This is a genomic window from Bradyrhizobium sp. USDA 3311 (genome assembly GCF_054062495.1).
Window position 1 is genome coordinate 2,690,698 of the sequence record NZ_JBSSFI010000001.1, and the last position, 14,591, is coordinate 2,705,288.

Consider the following 14,591-nt stretch of genomic DNA (forward strand, 5'->3'; position numbering starts at 1 on the left):
CAAATATTTATTGAACGATGTTCAATATTCCTGCTACAAAGCATTTGTGAGCAACGCTCATAAACAGGGAGCTGCAGATGTTCAAGACCGTCGTGACACTTTTCCGCGGCAGCGTGGCCGCCGCAGGCGAGGAGCTGGAGGACCGTACGGCCCTGCTGATCCTCGATCAGCAGATGCGCGATGCCGCTGCCGCGGTGGAGCGCAGCAAACGGACGCTGGCGCTGGCGATCGCGCAGGACCAGCAGGAGGGCCGCAAGCTCGAGGCGACATGCGCGCGCATCGCCGATCTCGAGACCCGCGCGGTGGCGGCGCTCGATGGCGGCCGCGAGGATCTCGCCAAGGAGGCCGCCGAAGCCATCGCGGGCCTCGAAGCCGACCGCGATGCGGCGATGACGGCCCGCGCGCTGTTCGCGACCGAGATCATCAGGCTGAAGCGGCACGTTGCAAGCGCCCAGGCCCGCATCACCGAGCTCGATCGCGGCCGTCGCCTCGCCCGTGCCTCGGAAGCGGTGCGCTCGCTTCGCCGCAGCGGCATCGAGGCCGCACGTCCTTACGAATCCACACTGCCGGAAGCGGAGAGCACCTTGAGGCGCCTGCGCGAGCGCCAGATGGAAGCCCAGGCCGCCGATGACGCGCTGTTTGAGCTCGATGCGGCCACCGGTCCGCTCGCGACCGCCGAACGACTCGCCGAGCAGGGCTTCGGCCCCCGGCTGAAGACGACCGCGGACGACGTGCTGGCGCGGTTGAAGTCCAAGCACCAGCCGACTGCCTGAACTCAGATCCCATCATCATTCGAACCAACAGGAGACGACCATGAACCAGAACGGCCAGCCCCACAGCAGCGCCTGGGTGACCTTCACTTACGTGTCCTTCGCGGCTTCCGCCTTCCTCGTCGCAATCGGCATCTTCTTCCTGCCGATCGACCTCTGGATGAAGGGCTATCTCACCATGGGCGTCGCGATGCTGCTCCAGACCTGCGTCACGCTGACCAAGACCGTGCGCGACAATCACGAGAGCAGCCGGCTGATGAACCGCATCGAGGATGCCAAGGCCGAGCGCCTCTTGATGGAGGTTTCCAAGGCGGCTTGAGGAGAGAAGTGCGCAGCGGTTTGCAATCTGACGCGGTGGGTGCCAGAGCATCCACCGCGCGGCTGATCCACATATCGCGCCTGCGAAATGCAACCGAGCCATGACGGATCGCGCGGGCGCGCGCCCTTGCGTGGCGGCGCCGGCCGGCGCACTCTGCCCGGGCGGCGCGAAGAACGCCGCCAATAAAGACTGCGCGAGGAAACTCCGAGGAACCCCAATGGCGGCGACGCGGATCGACTGCGACATCCACCCGGCCGTTGGTGGCACGCGCACGACGCTGCTTCCCTATCTCAGCGATCACTGGAAAGAGCAGGTGGTGAGCCGCGCCATCGATGGGCTCGATCTCACCTCCTATCCACCGAGCATGCCCCTTTCGGGCCGCGCCGACTGGCGGCCGGCCAACGGCGCCAAGCCCGGCTCCGATGTCGCCATGGTGCAGAAGGGCGCGTTCGACCAATTGGGTGCGAGCCACGCCATCCTCAACGTGCTCTACGGCGCGCAGGCCGTCTTCGACGCCTACATGGCGGCCGACTTCTGCAAGGCCATCAACGACTGGATCGCCGCCGAATGGCTTGCGCGCGATTCCCGCCTGCGCGCCTCCATCGTGGTGCCGATGCAGGCGCCGGATCTCGCGATCGAGGAGATCGAGCGCCGCGCCGGCGACAATCGCTTCGTCTCCATCCTGGTGCTGGCGCAGGGCGAGACGCTACTGGGACGGCGACATTTCTGGCCCGTCTATCAGCTCGCAGAAAAGTACAAGCTGCCGCTCGCGATCCACGCCGGCACGCAATATCGCCAGGCGCCGAGCTCGGCCGGCTGGCCGTCGCATCGTTATGAATATTACTTCGTCGAGGCCCAGGCGTTTCAGGCGCAGATCCTCAGCCTGATCTATGAGGGGGTGTTCGGCAAATACCCAAACTTGAAGGTCGTGCTGATGGAGTCGGGCGTAAGCTGGCTGCCGGCCTTCATGTGGCGGGCCAACAAGACCTGGCGCGGCGTGCGCGTCGAGGTTCCCTGGGTCGAGCGCGAGCCGGCATCGATCATCCGCGACAATTTTCGCGTCACCATGCAGCCGTTCGATGCACCTAGCGACGCGAAAAGCGTCGAGGAGATCATCGACCAGATCGGTTCCGAAAAAATGTTCCTGTTCGCGTCCGACTACCCGCATTGGCAGTTCGACGGCGACGATCCGATCCCGCCGAACCTGCCGAAGGGCATCATCGCGAAGATGTGCGTCGACAACCCGCTGGAGACGTTTCCGCGATTGTCGCTCGCCAACTGATTTTGGAGGTTCGCATGAGTGAGGTCATCGACCGTCCGTTGCGCGACGACGAGAAGCCCGCCGCATCGCGGCTGCGCATCGTCGATTGCGACGTCCATCCGAGCCTGCGCTCGACGAACGATCTCAACGAGTTCCTGCCCAAACGCTGGCAGCAGCACTTGAAGGAATACGGCAGCCATCTGCGCACGCCGTATCTGTTCACCACGCCCTATCCGCGGTCCTCGCCGCTGATCGCGCGGCGCGATGCCTGGCCGCCGACCGGGGGGCCGCCCGGTTCCGATCTTGATTTCATGCGCAAGCAGCATCTCGATCCGCTCGACGTCGAGTTCGGCATTCTCCAGGTGCTCGATCTCTTCATCTTCTCGCAGCAGAACCTGGAGTTCGGCGCCGCGATCCAGCGCGCCATCAATGACTGGCAGCTGGCGTTCTGGTCGCATCGGGATCCGCGCCTGAAGGCGTCGATCCTGGTCGGGCAGGACGGCAACGAGCTAGCCATTGCTGAGATCGAGCGCTGCGCCAAGGTCGGGGAATACATCCAGATCAACGTCTCGCCGCGCGCCAACGAGCCGCTCGGTCGCCGCCGCTACTGGCCGATCTACGAGCGCGCGCAGGCACTGGACTTGCCGCTCGGTATCCATGTCGGCGGCTATGGCGGCCACGCGCCGACCGGCGGCGGCTGGCCGTCTTATTATGTCGAGGAGCACCAGTCGAACGCACACACCATTGCTGCGCAGCTTGCGAGCCTCGTCATCGAGGGCGTGCCGGAGCGCTTTCCAAAGCTGAAGATCGTCTTCATCGAGGGCGGCTTTGGCTGGATTCCGTCAGCGGTGTGGCGCATGGACCAGCATTTCGAGCGGTTCCGCAGCGAGGTGCCACACCTCAAGCGCAGGCCCTCGGAATACGTCCGCGAGCACTTCTGGTTCACGACCCAGCCGATCGACGAGCCGGACGAGGCCCGGCACCTGCGCGCGCTGATCGAATGGGTCGGCATCGACCGTCTGCTGTTCTCGTCGGACTATCCGCATTGGGACTTCGACGATCCGCGCTTCGCCTTCAAGACGCCGCTGACCGAGGCTGAGCGGAAGAAGATCTTCAGCACCAATGCCCGCGCGGTCTACAAGCTCTGAAACCAGCATGGCCCGTCACATTGTCGCCCGCACCTCCGAGATCCCGCCTGGCGGCAACAAGGTCGTCGACGTCGCGGGCCGCGACATCGTCGTGTTCCACGTCAACGGCGAGTTCTTTGCGCTTCTGAACCGCTGCCCGCATGAGGGCGCGCCGCTCGACAAGGCCGCCTGCGTGGCGCGGCTGACCTCGCCCGAGCCGGGCATCTATCAGCGCTCTCGCGTCGGCGAGATGCTGCGCTGTCCCTGGCACGGCTGGGAGTTCGACATGCGCAGCGGCCAGTCCTGGTTCGATCCGAAACGCGTCAGGATCAGGTCATATCCGGTCGCGGTGGAGCGGGGCGACGAATTGCAGAAGGGCCCGTATGTTGCCGAAACGTTTCCGGTGCATGTCGAGGACAGCTATGTGATTGTCGAGGTCTGAAGTCATACACCGTCATTCCGGGGCATTTGCACAGCGAATGAACCCGGAATCTCGAGATTCCCCGGTGCGCAAGTGCGCACCTGAGGTCTGGTCCTGCGGACCAACCCGGAATGACATGTTGATAACGCCGCGATCACCATCACGGATTGTGATTCCGACGCAGGTGCGATAAGCCTCGCCCGCATTCATGGCGGAGATGAGCTTTGTCCAAACAATCCCTGCGAGAGGAGGCCGAGCGCCTGATCCGCGAATCGATGGAAAAGAAGACCATCGTCGTCAAGCAGGGCGATACCCGGATCGAGGCGGTCTGCGGCAAGTGCGGCGCCCCGAACCGGGTGCAGGCGCCAAAGGGCCAGAGCCGCGTCAAGTTCGCCTGCAAGAATTGCGGGCATCAGCAAGAGACGCTGTAGGCTTCTTAACCTCTCCCTGCCCTTCTGCGGGGAGAGGTCGGATCGCCCTCGGCGGTGCGAAGCATCGTCCGACGCGATCCGGGTGAGGGGCATGGCACTGAGTCGCAGCGACAAAAGTCTCTCCGACTCCACGGCCACCCCTTGCGAAATCCCTTCAATAGTTCAGACCGCAGTTTGCGTAAGCAGCCCCTCGCCCCACCCTCTCCCCGTAAGAACGGGGAGAGGGAGCGAGAGAGCGCGCCTAGCCCCCCTTCACGAACTTCGCGAACGCGTCCGCATAGTCCGGGTGCCAGCGCGACAGCGGGGGCCGGTTCTCGACGATATCGCCGGCGGCCCAGAGCATGCGCTTTTCGTCGAGGGCGCGGGGCACGTCGTTGTCCGGGCACAGGATGTAGAAATCGCCGGCCTCGAGCCGGGTGATCATGAAGTCGACGGTCTGCTCGGGCGTCCAGGCTCCCGCCGGCTTCTCGGTGCGGCCCTTCGCGGTCAGCCCCGTGAAGACGAAGCCGGGAACGAGCAGATGCGCCGTGATGTGGCAGCCTTCCGTGTTGCGCAGCTCATGCTGGAGCGCTTCCGTAAAAGCCTTCACGCCGGCCTTCGAGACATTGTAGGCGGGATCGCCGGGCGGCGTGGTGATGCCCTGCTTCGAGCCGGTGTTGATGATCAGGCCGGCCTTGCCGCGCGCGATCATGTTGGGCGCGAAGATGCGCGAGCCGTTGATGATGCCCCACATGTTGACGGCGATGATGCGCTGCCAGTTATCGGGCTCGCCGAACAGCGTGCTGCCGGGCTGGATGCCCGCATTGTTCATGAGGATATCGGTACCGCCGAAATGCGCGCCGACGGCGTGTTCCAGTTCCTTCACGCTCTCGGCGCGGCTGACATCGACGACGAATGTCATCACATGTGTGGCGGCGGTGACGGATGACAGTCTTGTTGCGGCCTCCTGCAGTCGCGCCTGGTCGACGTCGGCGATGCACACCTTCATTCCCGCGCGTGCGAAGGCGATGGCGGCGGCGAGGCCGATGCCGGATGCGCCCCCGGTGATCACGGCGACATTGCCCTTGGCGATGACAGGATGCGACATGGCTCATTCTCCGGGGAGCGGCGTCAAGTTCGGTCGAGCTATAACATGGCGTTCGCGCGACCCTGCACAAGTCGGCATGGGAGGTCTTCGTTCCACGCCGCCTTTACGCCTTTCCGGCACCGCTGTATCCTTTCTCGCCCAACGATCCCGCCGAGATCGAACCCAATCAATCACCTGACAGGGAGTGCAGCCATGGCTGTGTCGCAGGCTATTCCGATCACGCGCCACCCATTCGCCAATGGGTCCTACAAGCAGATGCTGATCGACGGGAAATGGGTCGATGCCGCCTCCGGCAAGCGCTTCGAGACTCACAATCCCGCGACCGGCGAGCTGCTCGCAACCGTCGCCGAGGGCGACAAGGAAGACATCGACCGTGCGGTTGCCGCCGCCCGCCGCGCCTTCGAAGGACCCTGGAGCAAGGTCAAGCCGTTCGAGCGGCAGAACCTGCTGCTGAAGCTTGCCGATCTCGTCGAGAAGAATTTCGACGAATTGTCGCAGCTCGACACGCTCGATATGGGCGCGCCGCTCAGCCGCACCCGTGCCTATCGCCTCCGCGCCGTCGGCATGCTGCGCTATTACGCCGGTCAGACCACCGCGATCCATGGCGAGACCATCGAGAACTCGCTGCCGGGCGAAATCTTCTCCTACACGCTGAAGGAGCCGATCGGCGTCGTCGGCGCCATCATCCCCTGGAACGGCCCGCTCACCGCGACGATCTGGAAGATCGGCCCGGCGATCGCCACCGGCTGCACCGTGGTGCTCAAGCCCGCCGAAGAGGCGCCGCTGACCTCGTTGCGCATCGCCGAGTTGGCGATGGAGGCAGGCATTCCGCCCGGCGTCGTCAACGTCGTGCCCGGCTATGGCGAGACCGCGGGCGCTGCGCTCGCCGCGCACCCTGACGTCGACAAGGTCGCCTTCACCGGCTCGCACGTCACGGGACAGTCGATCATCCGCGCCTCGGCCGGCAACCTCAAGCGCGTCTCGCTCGAGCTTGGCGGCAAGTCGCCGGACATCGTGTTCGCGGACGCCGATCTCGATGCCGCCGTGCCCGGCGCCGCGATGGCGGTGTTTGCCAACTCCGGCCAGATCTGTAGTGCCGGCACGCGCCTGTTCGTCGAGCAGTCGATCTACGAGGAGTTCGTCGGCCGCGTCGCCGAGTTCGGCAAGAAGCTGCAAGTCGGCAATGGTCTCGATCCCAACGTGCAGATCGGCCCGCTGGTCTCCGAGCAGCAGCTCGAGCGCGTCACCGGCTATCTCGATATCGGCCAGAAGGAAGGCGCGCGGGCGCTCGCCGGCGGCGGCCGCGTCACCGAAGGCGCGCTGTCGAAGGGTTTCTTCGTCTCGCCGACCGTGTTCGCGGGCGTCCAGGACAATATGCGCATCGCGCAGGAGGAGATTTTTGGCCCCGTCATCTCCGCCATCGCGTTCAAGGACATGGACGAACTGGTCAAGCGCGCCAACAACACCACGTTCGGCCTCGGCTCGGGCCTGTGGACGCGCGACGTCAGCAAGGCGCATGCGGTCGCGAAGAGCCTGCGTGCCGGCTCGGTGTGGGTGAACTGCTACCAGGCGATGGATCCGGCCGTGCCCTTCGGCGGCTACAAGATGAGCGGTTACGGCCGCGAGTCCGGCAAGCAGCACGTCGAGGAGTATCTCAACGTGAAGGCCGTCTGGATCAAGACGGCGTAGCGTGGTTCCCGCGTTCGCGGCGCCACTTTGCCTCTCCCCGCTTGCGGGGAGAGGCCGGAATGCGCGGGTAGCGCGGATTCCGGGTGAGGGGGCGTTTCCGCGAGTCCAGCTCTCACCATTTTCGTGGAGGCGGCCCCTCACCCCAACCCTCTCCCCGTAAGAACGGGGAGAGGGAGACCGGGCACCGTCTTTTCAGGCCGTCTCTTCCTCTTATATGTTCCGCATCCTTCCATAGCCACTTTGGGGCCAGCATGAAATTTCCGGCGTTGTTCAAACCGTTGCAGGTCGGTCCGTACGAGCTGGCGCATCGCGTCGCGATGGCGCCGCTGACGCGCATGCGCGCCGAGCGCGACAGCTTTTCGCCGCGGCCGCTCAATGCCGAATATTACGGCCAGCGCGCGACGCCGGGCGGCTTGCTCATCGCCGAAGCCTCGCCGGTGCTCTCGCACGGCCGCGGCAATCCGGCGACGCCCGGCATCTATTCGGAGGCGCAGATCGCCGGCTGGCGCAAGGTGACGGATGCCGTGCATGCCAAGGGCGGCATCATCTTCCTCCAGCTCTGGCATGTCGGCCGCGTCTCGCATTCGTCCTTCCATGGCGGTGAGCTGCCGGTCTCGGCCTCGGCGATTGCGATCAAGGCCGAAGGCATGAAGGCGATGACGGCCGAAGGCAAGATCGCCGACTACGAGACGCCGCGCGCGCTGGAGACGGACGAGGTCAAGGGCATCGTCGAGGCGTTCCGGCAGGGCGCGAAGAATGCGCTCGCTGCCGGCTTTGACGGCGCCGAGATCCACGGCGCCAACGGCTATCTGCTCGAGCAGTTCCTGCAATCGCGCAGCAACCAGCGCACCGATCAATATGGCGGCGGAATAGAGAATCGCGCGCGGCTTCTGCTCGATGTCACGCAGGCCGCGATCGACGTCTGGGGTGCAAACCGCGTCGCCGTGCGGCTGTCGCCGCACGGTATCGCCAACGATTCCGGCGAGCCCGATCCGATGCCGCTCTACACCCATGTCGTGAAGGCGCTCGACAAGCTCGGTCTTGCCTATCTTCACTTCATCGAGCCGCGCTCCAGCGGCGCCGGGCGCGCCGACGTCCACTGGGAGAATGTACCGTCGGCGATGGTGCTGTTCCGTCCGCTCTACAGCGGCGTGCTGATGACGGCCGGCGGGTTTACCGGCGAGACCGCGAATGCGGCGATCGCCGACGGCCATGCCGACATCATCGCCTTCGGCCGTATCTTCATCTCCAACCCCGATCTGCCGCGGCGCCTTCGGCACGATTATCCGATCACGCCCTACAATCGGGCCACGTTCTACGGCGGCGAGGAGAAGGGGTATACCGACTATCCGGCGTATGACGAGCTGACACCGGCGTAATCTCCCTCGGTCATTCCGGGGCAACGCTCGGGACCGCGCGAAGCGCGGCCCGGGAGCGTCGAGCCCGGAATCCATGTCGCCTCTGAGTACGCGGCCCGATGGATTCCGGGCTCGCGACTTCGTCGCGCCCCGGAATGACGATCGTGTATTGTCGTCTCTGCAACGACGACGGAGAGAGACGATGGCCAAAGCCGCAGCCGCCGCAGGAACCGCCACCGGTCAATGCCTCTGCGGCAAGGTCACCTTCGAGATCGACGTTCCCGCGCGCTGGGCCTGGCACGATCATTCCGCCAGTAGTCGCCGCGCCCATGGCGCGGCTTACGCGACCTATGTCGGGAGCTGGAAGAAGCGCTTTCGCATCACCTCCGGCAAGACCGCGCTCACGCGCTACGAGGACAAGGCCACCAAAACCGCGCGCAGCTTCTGCTCGCATTGCGGCACGCCGATCGCCTACGAGCGGCCGCGCGGGCCCCACATGGTCAACATCCCCCGCGCGCTGTTCAGGGAGCGCACCGGCCGCCAGCCGCTCTATCACATCGCGATCGAAGAGCTCCAGGAATGGGCCTATACCGGCGAGCCGCTGGTGCCGTTGAAGGGCTTTCCCGGTGTGGTCTGGCAGCGCTCGAAAAAGAAGAAGCGCGCTAGCGGCGAAAACCCTTTCGAGCTCGGCCGCGAGGAGGTGTTTTAGCCTTGGCGGCGACCTCAGTCTTCGCCGAAACAGCCTTCCGCGGCGCCGCTTTGCGTCCCGCGGTATTCGCCGCCACGAAGTCGAGCCCGCGCTTGACCCATTTTTTCAGCTCGGCATCGCCCTGATAGCCGTCCGGCGCGACGCGTACAAAGCCGCTCATGATGCGCCCGCGCATTTCCATCGGGCTCGTGTGCGGCTCCTGCAGCATGCGTGCATGCGCTTCCGGGCCGACGCGGATCAGCATGCCGCCGCGCCCGCTTACGGTGCAGCACATGGTGTTGTTCACCATGAAGCAGAGGCCGCCCATCATCTTCTTTTCTGCGACGTATCGCTGACCCGCCAGTAATTTGCGCACCCGCGCCGCGGTGTTCTCGTCATAGGCCATCGCGTCTCCCCGTGCAGGTTTACGCCCGAGCATGTTTCCAGCTTGCGCGCGCCGACGCAAGTCTGCCATGACGGCGCTTCCTTGCGTGCCTCGGCCAAGTTCGGCCATCATGCCTCCGTCCTTGCGGCAACGCCCGCTCCTGGAGGAAACATGAAGAACAAGATCACCGGTCGCTCCGCCTTTCTCGCGCTGCTCAAGGACGAGGGCATCACCCATCTGTTCGGCAACCCCGGCACCACCGAGCTGCCGATCATGCATGCGCTGAAGGACCATCCTGATCTCACCTATGTGATGGCAATGCAGGAGAGCCTGGTGGTCGCGATCGCCGACGGCTACAGCCGCGCCTCCGGCAAGCTCGTCGCCTGCAACGTCCATGTCGCGCCCGGCCTCGGCAACGCCATGGGCTCGCTCTACAACGCCCAGTTCACGGGCACGCCGATGATTTTGACCGCGGGCCAGCAGGAGCAGGGCCACGGCCTGATGGAGCCGGTGCTCTACGGCCCGCTGGTGCGCATGGCCGAGCCGCTGGTGAAATGGGCGGTCGAGGTGACGCGGCTGGAGGATCTGCCGCGCATCGTGCGCCGCGCCGCCAAGGTCGCGATGACGCCGCCGACCGGGCCGGTGTTCATCTCGCTGCCCGGTGACATCCTCAACAGCGAAGCCGGCATCGATCTTGGCCGCTCCACCCGCATCGACGCGCGCACCAAACCGTCGGACGAGGCGCTGAAGGCCTTTGCCGCGCGGCTGCTCAAGGCCGAACGTCCTGTCATCGTCACCATGGACGAGGTGGTCAAGAGCGACGCGCTGAAGGAGGCCGCCGAGCTCGCCGAGCTGCTCGGCGCTGCCGCCTATCAGTCCTCGACGCCCTATGGCTCGCACTTCCTCTCGGAGAGCCCGAGCTTCGTCGGCACGTTGGCGCGGGTGCAGAAGGTCGCGCGCGACACGCTCGCGCCCTACGACCTCCTGATCGCGCTCGGCGGCGATCCGCTGCGGATGTCGGTCTATAGCGAGGTCGATCCGCTGCCGGATGGATTGCCAATTCTCCAGGTCGGCCTCGTCGACTGGGAGATCGCCAAGAATTTTGGCGCGGAGATTGCGCTAAAGGCGGACGTCAAGGAAACGCTGCGCGCGCTGATCCCGGTGCTGAAGGAGATGGGCGGCGCGGCACTGGCGCAACGCGCCAGGCAGCGTCTCGCCGAGCTTGCGCCGAAGAACTGGAGCGCGCGCCGCGCCGCGCTGGTGGAGCAGATCGGCAAGAGTGCGGGCCGCAACCCCATCGATCCGGACTATCTGGTGCTGCAAATGACAGAGGCCATGCCCGGCAACGCCATCCTCGTCGACGAAGGCCTCACCTCCAGCCGCCAGATCACGAACCTGCATCCGCACCGCGATCGCTTCGGCTATCATGGGCTCGCATCCGGCGGCATCGGCTGGGGCCTGCCGGCCTCGGTCGGTGTCAGCATCGCCAATCCGGATCGTCCCGTGGTGTGCTTCTCCGGCGACGGCAGCGCGATGTATTCGATCCAGTCGCTCTGGACGGCGGCACATCACAAGCTGCCGCTCAACGTCGTCATCGCCAACAATGGCGGCTATCGCATCATCAAGCAGCGCCTGCTCGCCTTCCATGGCGACGACAATTATGTCGGCATGGATTTTGTCGATCCGCCGGTCGATTTCGCCGGGATCGCGAAGGCATTGGGGTGCGAGGCGATCAAGATCAGCGACCCAAGCGAGCTGAAGGCGACGCTGTCGTCGGCGTTTGGCCGGCCGGGGACGAAGCTGATCGAGGTGATGGTGGACAGGAAGGTGTAGGGCAGTGACGGTGTGGAGGCAGCGTGCACAATGCCTCCACATCGTCGTCCTGGCGAAAGCCAGGACCCATACCGCGTGATCTATCGTGTGCGGGTGGTACTAATCCCGAACGACCAGTCTTCGCCAAACTCCCTGTTGGGGTAATGGGTCCTGGCTTTCGCCAGGACGACATTGGGGGTGGTGCCTACCCCGTCTTCCCCACCCGATACCCCGCCGCCGGATGCGGCGTGTCGAGCCTTGCGCGCCCCGCACCGAACAGCTTCTCCCGCAACGTGCCTTTCGCATACTCCGGCTTGTACCGTCCGCGCCGCGTCAGCTCCGGCACCAGCATGTCGGCGATGTCCTCGAAATCGCCGGGCGAGATCGCGAACGCCACGTTGAGGCCGTCGACGTCGGTCTTCTCGAACCAATCCTCGATCTTGTCTGCGACGCTCTCCGGCGTGCCCACCACGACCGGACCGGCACCGCCGATGCCGACATGCTCGATGACGTCGCGCACGGTCCAGACGCGGTCGGGATCACCGCGGGTGACGTTGTCGAGCGCGCTGCGGCCGGCATCGTTCTGGACGTGCCGGACCTGCTGGTCGAGCTCGTAGCCGGAGAAGTCGATGCCGGTCCATCCCGACATCAGGGCCAGGGCGCCTTCCGGGCTGATATGCGAGCGGTAGTCGGCATATTTCGCCGCAGCTTCAGCCTCCGTGTTGCCGAGGATGATCGTCATCATGTTGAACATGAGGATCTCCGCCGGATTGCGGCCGAGTGCGGCAGCCTCCTGGCGGATCGCGGAGACGCGCGGCGCGATGATCTTGGCCGACGGTCCCGACATGAACACACATTCGGCGTGACGCGCCGCGAACTGGCGGCCGCGCGGCGAGGTGCCGGCCTGGTACAGCACGGGCGTGCGCTGCGGCGACGGCTCGCTGAGATGGATGGTGTTGTTGATGCGGTAGTTCGCGCCCTCGTGATTGACGCGATGAACCTTTGCGGGATCGGTGAAGATGCCGCGCGTCCGGTCGCGCAGCACGGCATCGTCCTCCCAGCTTCCTTCCCAGAGCTTGTAGACGACCTCCATATATTCGTCGGCGATGTCGTAGCGGTCGTCATGTCCGGTCTGCTTGTCCTTGCCGGCGCCGCGGGCGGCGCTGTCGAGATAGCCGGTGACGACGTTCCAGCCGATCCGGCCCTCGGTGAGATGGTCGAGTGTCGACATCCGCCGCGCGAACGGGTAGGGCGGTTCGAAGGACAAATTGCTGGTGACGCCGAAACCGAGATTTTGCGTCACCGCCGCCATCGCCGAGAGCAGGAGCAACGGCTCGTTCGACGGCGTCTGTGCTGCATTGCGCAAGGCTGCGTCAGGGCTGTTGCCATAGACGTCGTAGACGCCAAGCACGTCGGCCAGGAACAATCCGTCGAAACGGCCGCGCTCCAGCGTCCTGGCGAGATCGAGCCAGTAAGGCAGGCGATTATATTCGGCGGTGCGGTCGCGCGGATGGGTCCACAGGCCCGGCGACTGGTGGGCGACGCAATTCATCGCAAAGGCGTTGAGCCTGATCTGCTTGGCCATATTGGTCCCCCGGCGCTCTGTACCGAGCGCTCTTCGAATGATAGACGTGCGCCCCAACTTGGCGAAGTTCTTGCATATAACTTGCACTTGGCAAGGCCAAAATCAGCAACACTGCTGCCCTTGGCAAGCCAATCTCAAGCGAGCAAGAACGAAATCCCAAGAGAACAAGAGAACTACAAGAGAACTACAAGAACAATCCAAGTCCCCGCCACTATCGAAGGCCGTCCTGTCTCGGGTAGGGTCCTTCCTCGAAGTCCGAAAAGCAAATCATGACCAGAGCCGCCGCCATCGCCCGTGCCCGTGAGGATTTCAATTCGGGCGCGTTCCTCGCCGAACTCGACCGCCGCGTCGCCTTCAAGACCGAGAGCCAGAATCCGTCGCGCGGCCCCGAGCTGCGCGCCTATCTGGAACAGGAGATGCAGCCGGCGTTCGCGGAGCTCGATTTTCAAAGCCGCATGGTCGAATCCCCCAGCGGCAAGGCGCCGTTCCTGTTCGCCGAGCATCACGAGAGCGCGTCCGCCCCGACCGTGCTGATTTACGGCCATGGCGACGTCGTCGACGGCATGGAAGGCGAATGGCGCGATGGCCGCGATCCCTGGCGCATGACGGTTGCGGGCACGCGCCTCTACGGCCGCGGCACCGCCGACAACAAGGGCCAGCACAGCATCAACATGGCGGCGCTCCGCGCGGTGCGCGAGGCCCGCGGCGGCAAGCTCGGCTTCAACGCCAAATTCATCGTCGAGATGGGCGAGGAGATCGGCTCGCCCGATCTCGGCAAGGTCTGCGACCTCAATCGCGATGCGCTCAAGGCCGATCTGTTCATGGCCTCCGACGGACCGCGTTTGTCCGCAGATCGCCCGACACTCTTCCTCGGCTGCCGTGGCGGCATCCGCATCCATCTCGACGTGAATTTGCGCGACGGCGGCCATCATTCCGGCAATTGGGGCGGCGTGCTCGCCAACCCCGCGACCATTCTGGTCAACGCGATCTCGACGCTGGTCGACGGCCATGGCCGTCTCCAGCTCGAGGCCCTGAAGCCGCCGCGGCTCACCAACCAGATCCGCAGCTATCTTGCGGACGTGGAGGTGGTGCCGACTGCGGACGAGCCGGCGCTGGCGGAGAACTGGGGCGAGGAAGGCCTGTCGGCGGCCGAACGCCTCTACGCCTGGAACACGCTGGAAGTGCTGGCGATGTCGTCCGGCAATATCGAGAAGCCGGCCAACGCCATTCCCGGCCACGCCAATGCCGTGCTGCAACTGCGTTTTGTCGTCGGCACCAAGGTCGACGGCCTGATCGAGGCCGTCCGCGCGCATCTCGTGCAAAAGGGTTTCCCGATGGTCGAGGTGCGGGCCGCACAGAGCTTTGCCGCCTCGCGTGCCGATTTCGACAGCCCCTGGATCAAATGGGCGGCGGATTCGGTGCGGGAAACCACCGGCAAGGCGCCGGCGGTGCTGCCGAACTTCGGCGGCTCGCTGCCGAACGACGTGTTTTCCGAGATCCTGGGCCTGCCGACGATCTGGGTCCCGCACTCCTATCCCGGCTGCTCCCAGCATGCGCCCAATGAGCACATCCTGCTGCCGTTGACCGAAGAGGCCTTGACGGTGATGGCCGGCCTGTTCTGGGATCTCGGCGAATTGCCCAAACCACTCACCTGAGCC

The 14,591-nt window shown here is 65.0% G+C and carries 14 protein-coding genes; 11 read left to right on the top strand and 3 right to left on the bottom strand.

Features of this window, described 5'->3' with window-relative positions; genetic code table 11:
* Nucleotides 1-77 precede the first annotated feature (77 nt).
* The 6 genes from ACVWW6_RS12680 (at nt 78) to ACVWW6_RS12705 (ending at nt 4,329) form a co-directional block, all read left to right on the top strand.
* Nucleotides 78-773: a PspA/IM30 family protein gene (locus ACVWW6_RS12680; RefSeq protein WP_456680803.1), complete on the top strand. Its 696-nt coding sequence runs from the start codon at nt 78-80 to the stop codon at nt 771-773.
* A gap of 40 nt (nt 774-813) precedes the next feature.
* Nucleotides 814-1,089: a YiaA/YiaB family inner membrane protein gene (locus ACVWW6_RS12685; RefSeq protein ID WP_011090339.1), complete on the top strand. Its 276-nt coding sequence runs from the start codon at nt 814-816 to the stop codon at nt 1,087-1,089.
* Nucleotides 1,090-1,306: 217 nt separating this feature from the next.
* Complete coding sequence (locus ACVWW6_RS12690) at nt 1,307-2,371, top strand: amidohydrolase family protein (protein WP_456680804.1); 1,065 nt, start codon at nt 1,307-1,309, stop codon at nt 2,369-2,371.
* Between the two features lie 14 nt (nt 2,372-2,385).
* The gene (locus ACVWW6_RS12695; RefSeq protein ID WP_456680805.1) at nt 2,386-3,498 is read left to right on the top strand and encodes an amidohydrolase family protein; all 1,113 of its coding nucleotides are present in this window, start codon (nt 2,386-2,388) and stop codon (nt 3,496-3,498) included.
* Nucleotides 3,499-3,505: 7 nt separating this feature from the next.
* Complete coding sequence (locus ACVWW6_RS12700; RefSeq protein WP_038967347.1) at nt 3,506-3,919, top strand: Rieske (2Fe-2S) protein; 414 nt, start codon at nt 3,506-3,508, stop codon at nt 3,917-3,919.
* A 203-nt stretch (nt 3,920-4,122) separates the two neighbouring features.
* On the top strand, nt 4,123-4,329 hold the full coding sequence (locus ACVWW6_RS12705) for a hypothetical protein (protein ID WP_027547442.1): 207 nt from the start codon (nt 4,123-4,125) through the stop codon (nt 4,327-4,329).
* 241 nt (nt 4,330-4,570) lie between these two features.
* Here the strand turns inward: ACVWW6_RS12705 and ACVWW6_RS12710 are convergent, their stop codons facing one another.
* The gene (locus tag ACVWW6_RS12710) at nt 4,571-5,416 is read right to left on the bottom strand and encodes an SDR family NAD(P)-dependent oxidoreductase (RefSeq protein ID WP_456680806.1); all 846 of its coding nucleotides are present in this window, start codon (nt 5,414-5,416) and stop codon (nt 4,571-4,573) included.
* Nucleotides 5,417-5,608: 192 nt separating this feature from the next.
* On the opposite strand from ACVWW6_RS12710, the gene ACVWW6_RS12715 reads away from it, so the two are divergent.
* The 3 genes from ACVWW6_RS12715 to ACVWW6_RS12725 all read left to right on the top strand — a co-directional run bounded on the left by ACVWW6_RS12715 (nt 5,609) and on the right by ACVWW6_RS12725 (nt 9,172).
* Nucleotides 5,609-7,105 (top strand): aldehyde dehydrogenase family protein, encoded by a 1,497-nt coding sequence (locus tag ACVWW6_RS12715; protein ID WP_161536786.1) that lies wholly within the window; start codon nt 5,609-5,611, stop codon nt 7,103-7,105.
* A 251-nt stretch (nt 7,106-7,356) separates the two neighbouring features.
* A complete protein-coding gene (locus ACVWW6_RS12720) occupies nt 7,357-8,484 on the top strand; it encodes an alkene reductase (protein ID WP_456680807.1) in 1,128 nt (375 codons plus the stop codon).
* A 181-nt stretch (nt 8,485-8,665) separates the two neighbouring features.
* Entirely contained in the window at nt 8,666-9,172 is a 507-nt protein-coding gene (locus ACVWW6_RS12725; RefSeq protein ID WP_161536784.1) for a GFA family protein, read from the top strand.
* On the opposite strand, the gene ACVWW6_RS12730 is transcribed toward ACVWW6_RS12725, so the two are convergent.
* Nucleotides 9,126-9,668: a TfoX/Sxy family protein gene (locus ACVWW6_RS12730; protein ID WP_246740411.1), complete on the bottom strand. Its 543-nt coding sequence runs from the start codon at nt 9,666-9,668 to the stop codon at nt 9,126-9,128. The genes ACVWW6_RS12725 and ACVWW6_RS12730 overlap by 47 nt on opposite strands.
* A 39-nt stretch (nt 9,669-9,707) precedes the next feature.
* Between ACVWW6_RS12730 and ACVWW6_RS12735 the strand changes: the two genes are divergently transcribed.
* A complete protein-coding gene (locus tag ACVWW6_RS12735; protein ID WP_456680808.1) occupies nt 9,708-11,369 on the top strand; it encodes a thiamine pyrophosphate-binding protein in 1,662 nt (553 codons plus the stop codon).
* A 184-nt stretch (nt 11,370-11,553) separates the two neighbouring features.
* On the opposite strand, the gene ACVWW6_RS12740 is transcribed toward ACVWW6_RS12735, so the two are convergent.
* Complete coding sequence (locus ACVWW6_RS12740; RefSeq protein WP_456680809.1) at nt 11,554-12,933, bottom strand: LLM class flavin-dependent oxidoreductase; 1,380 nt, start codon at nt 12,931-12,933, stop codon at nt 11,554-11,556.
* 269 nt (nt 12,934-13,202) lie between these two features.
* On the opposite strand from ACVWW6_RS12740, the gene ACVWW6_RS12745 reads away from it, so the two are divergent.
* Complete coding sequence (locus ACVWW6_RS12745) at nt 13,203-14,588, top strand: M20/M25/M40 family metallo-hydrolase (protein ID WP_456680810.1); 1,386 nt, start codon at nt 13,203-13,205, stop codon at nt 14,586-14,588.
* The last annotated feature ends 3 nt before the right edge of the window (nt 14,589-14,591 follow it).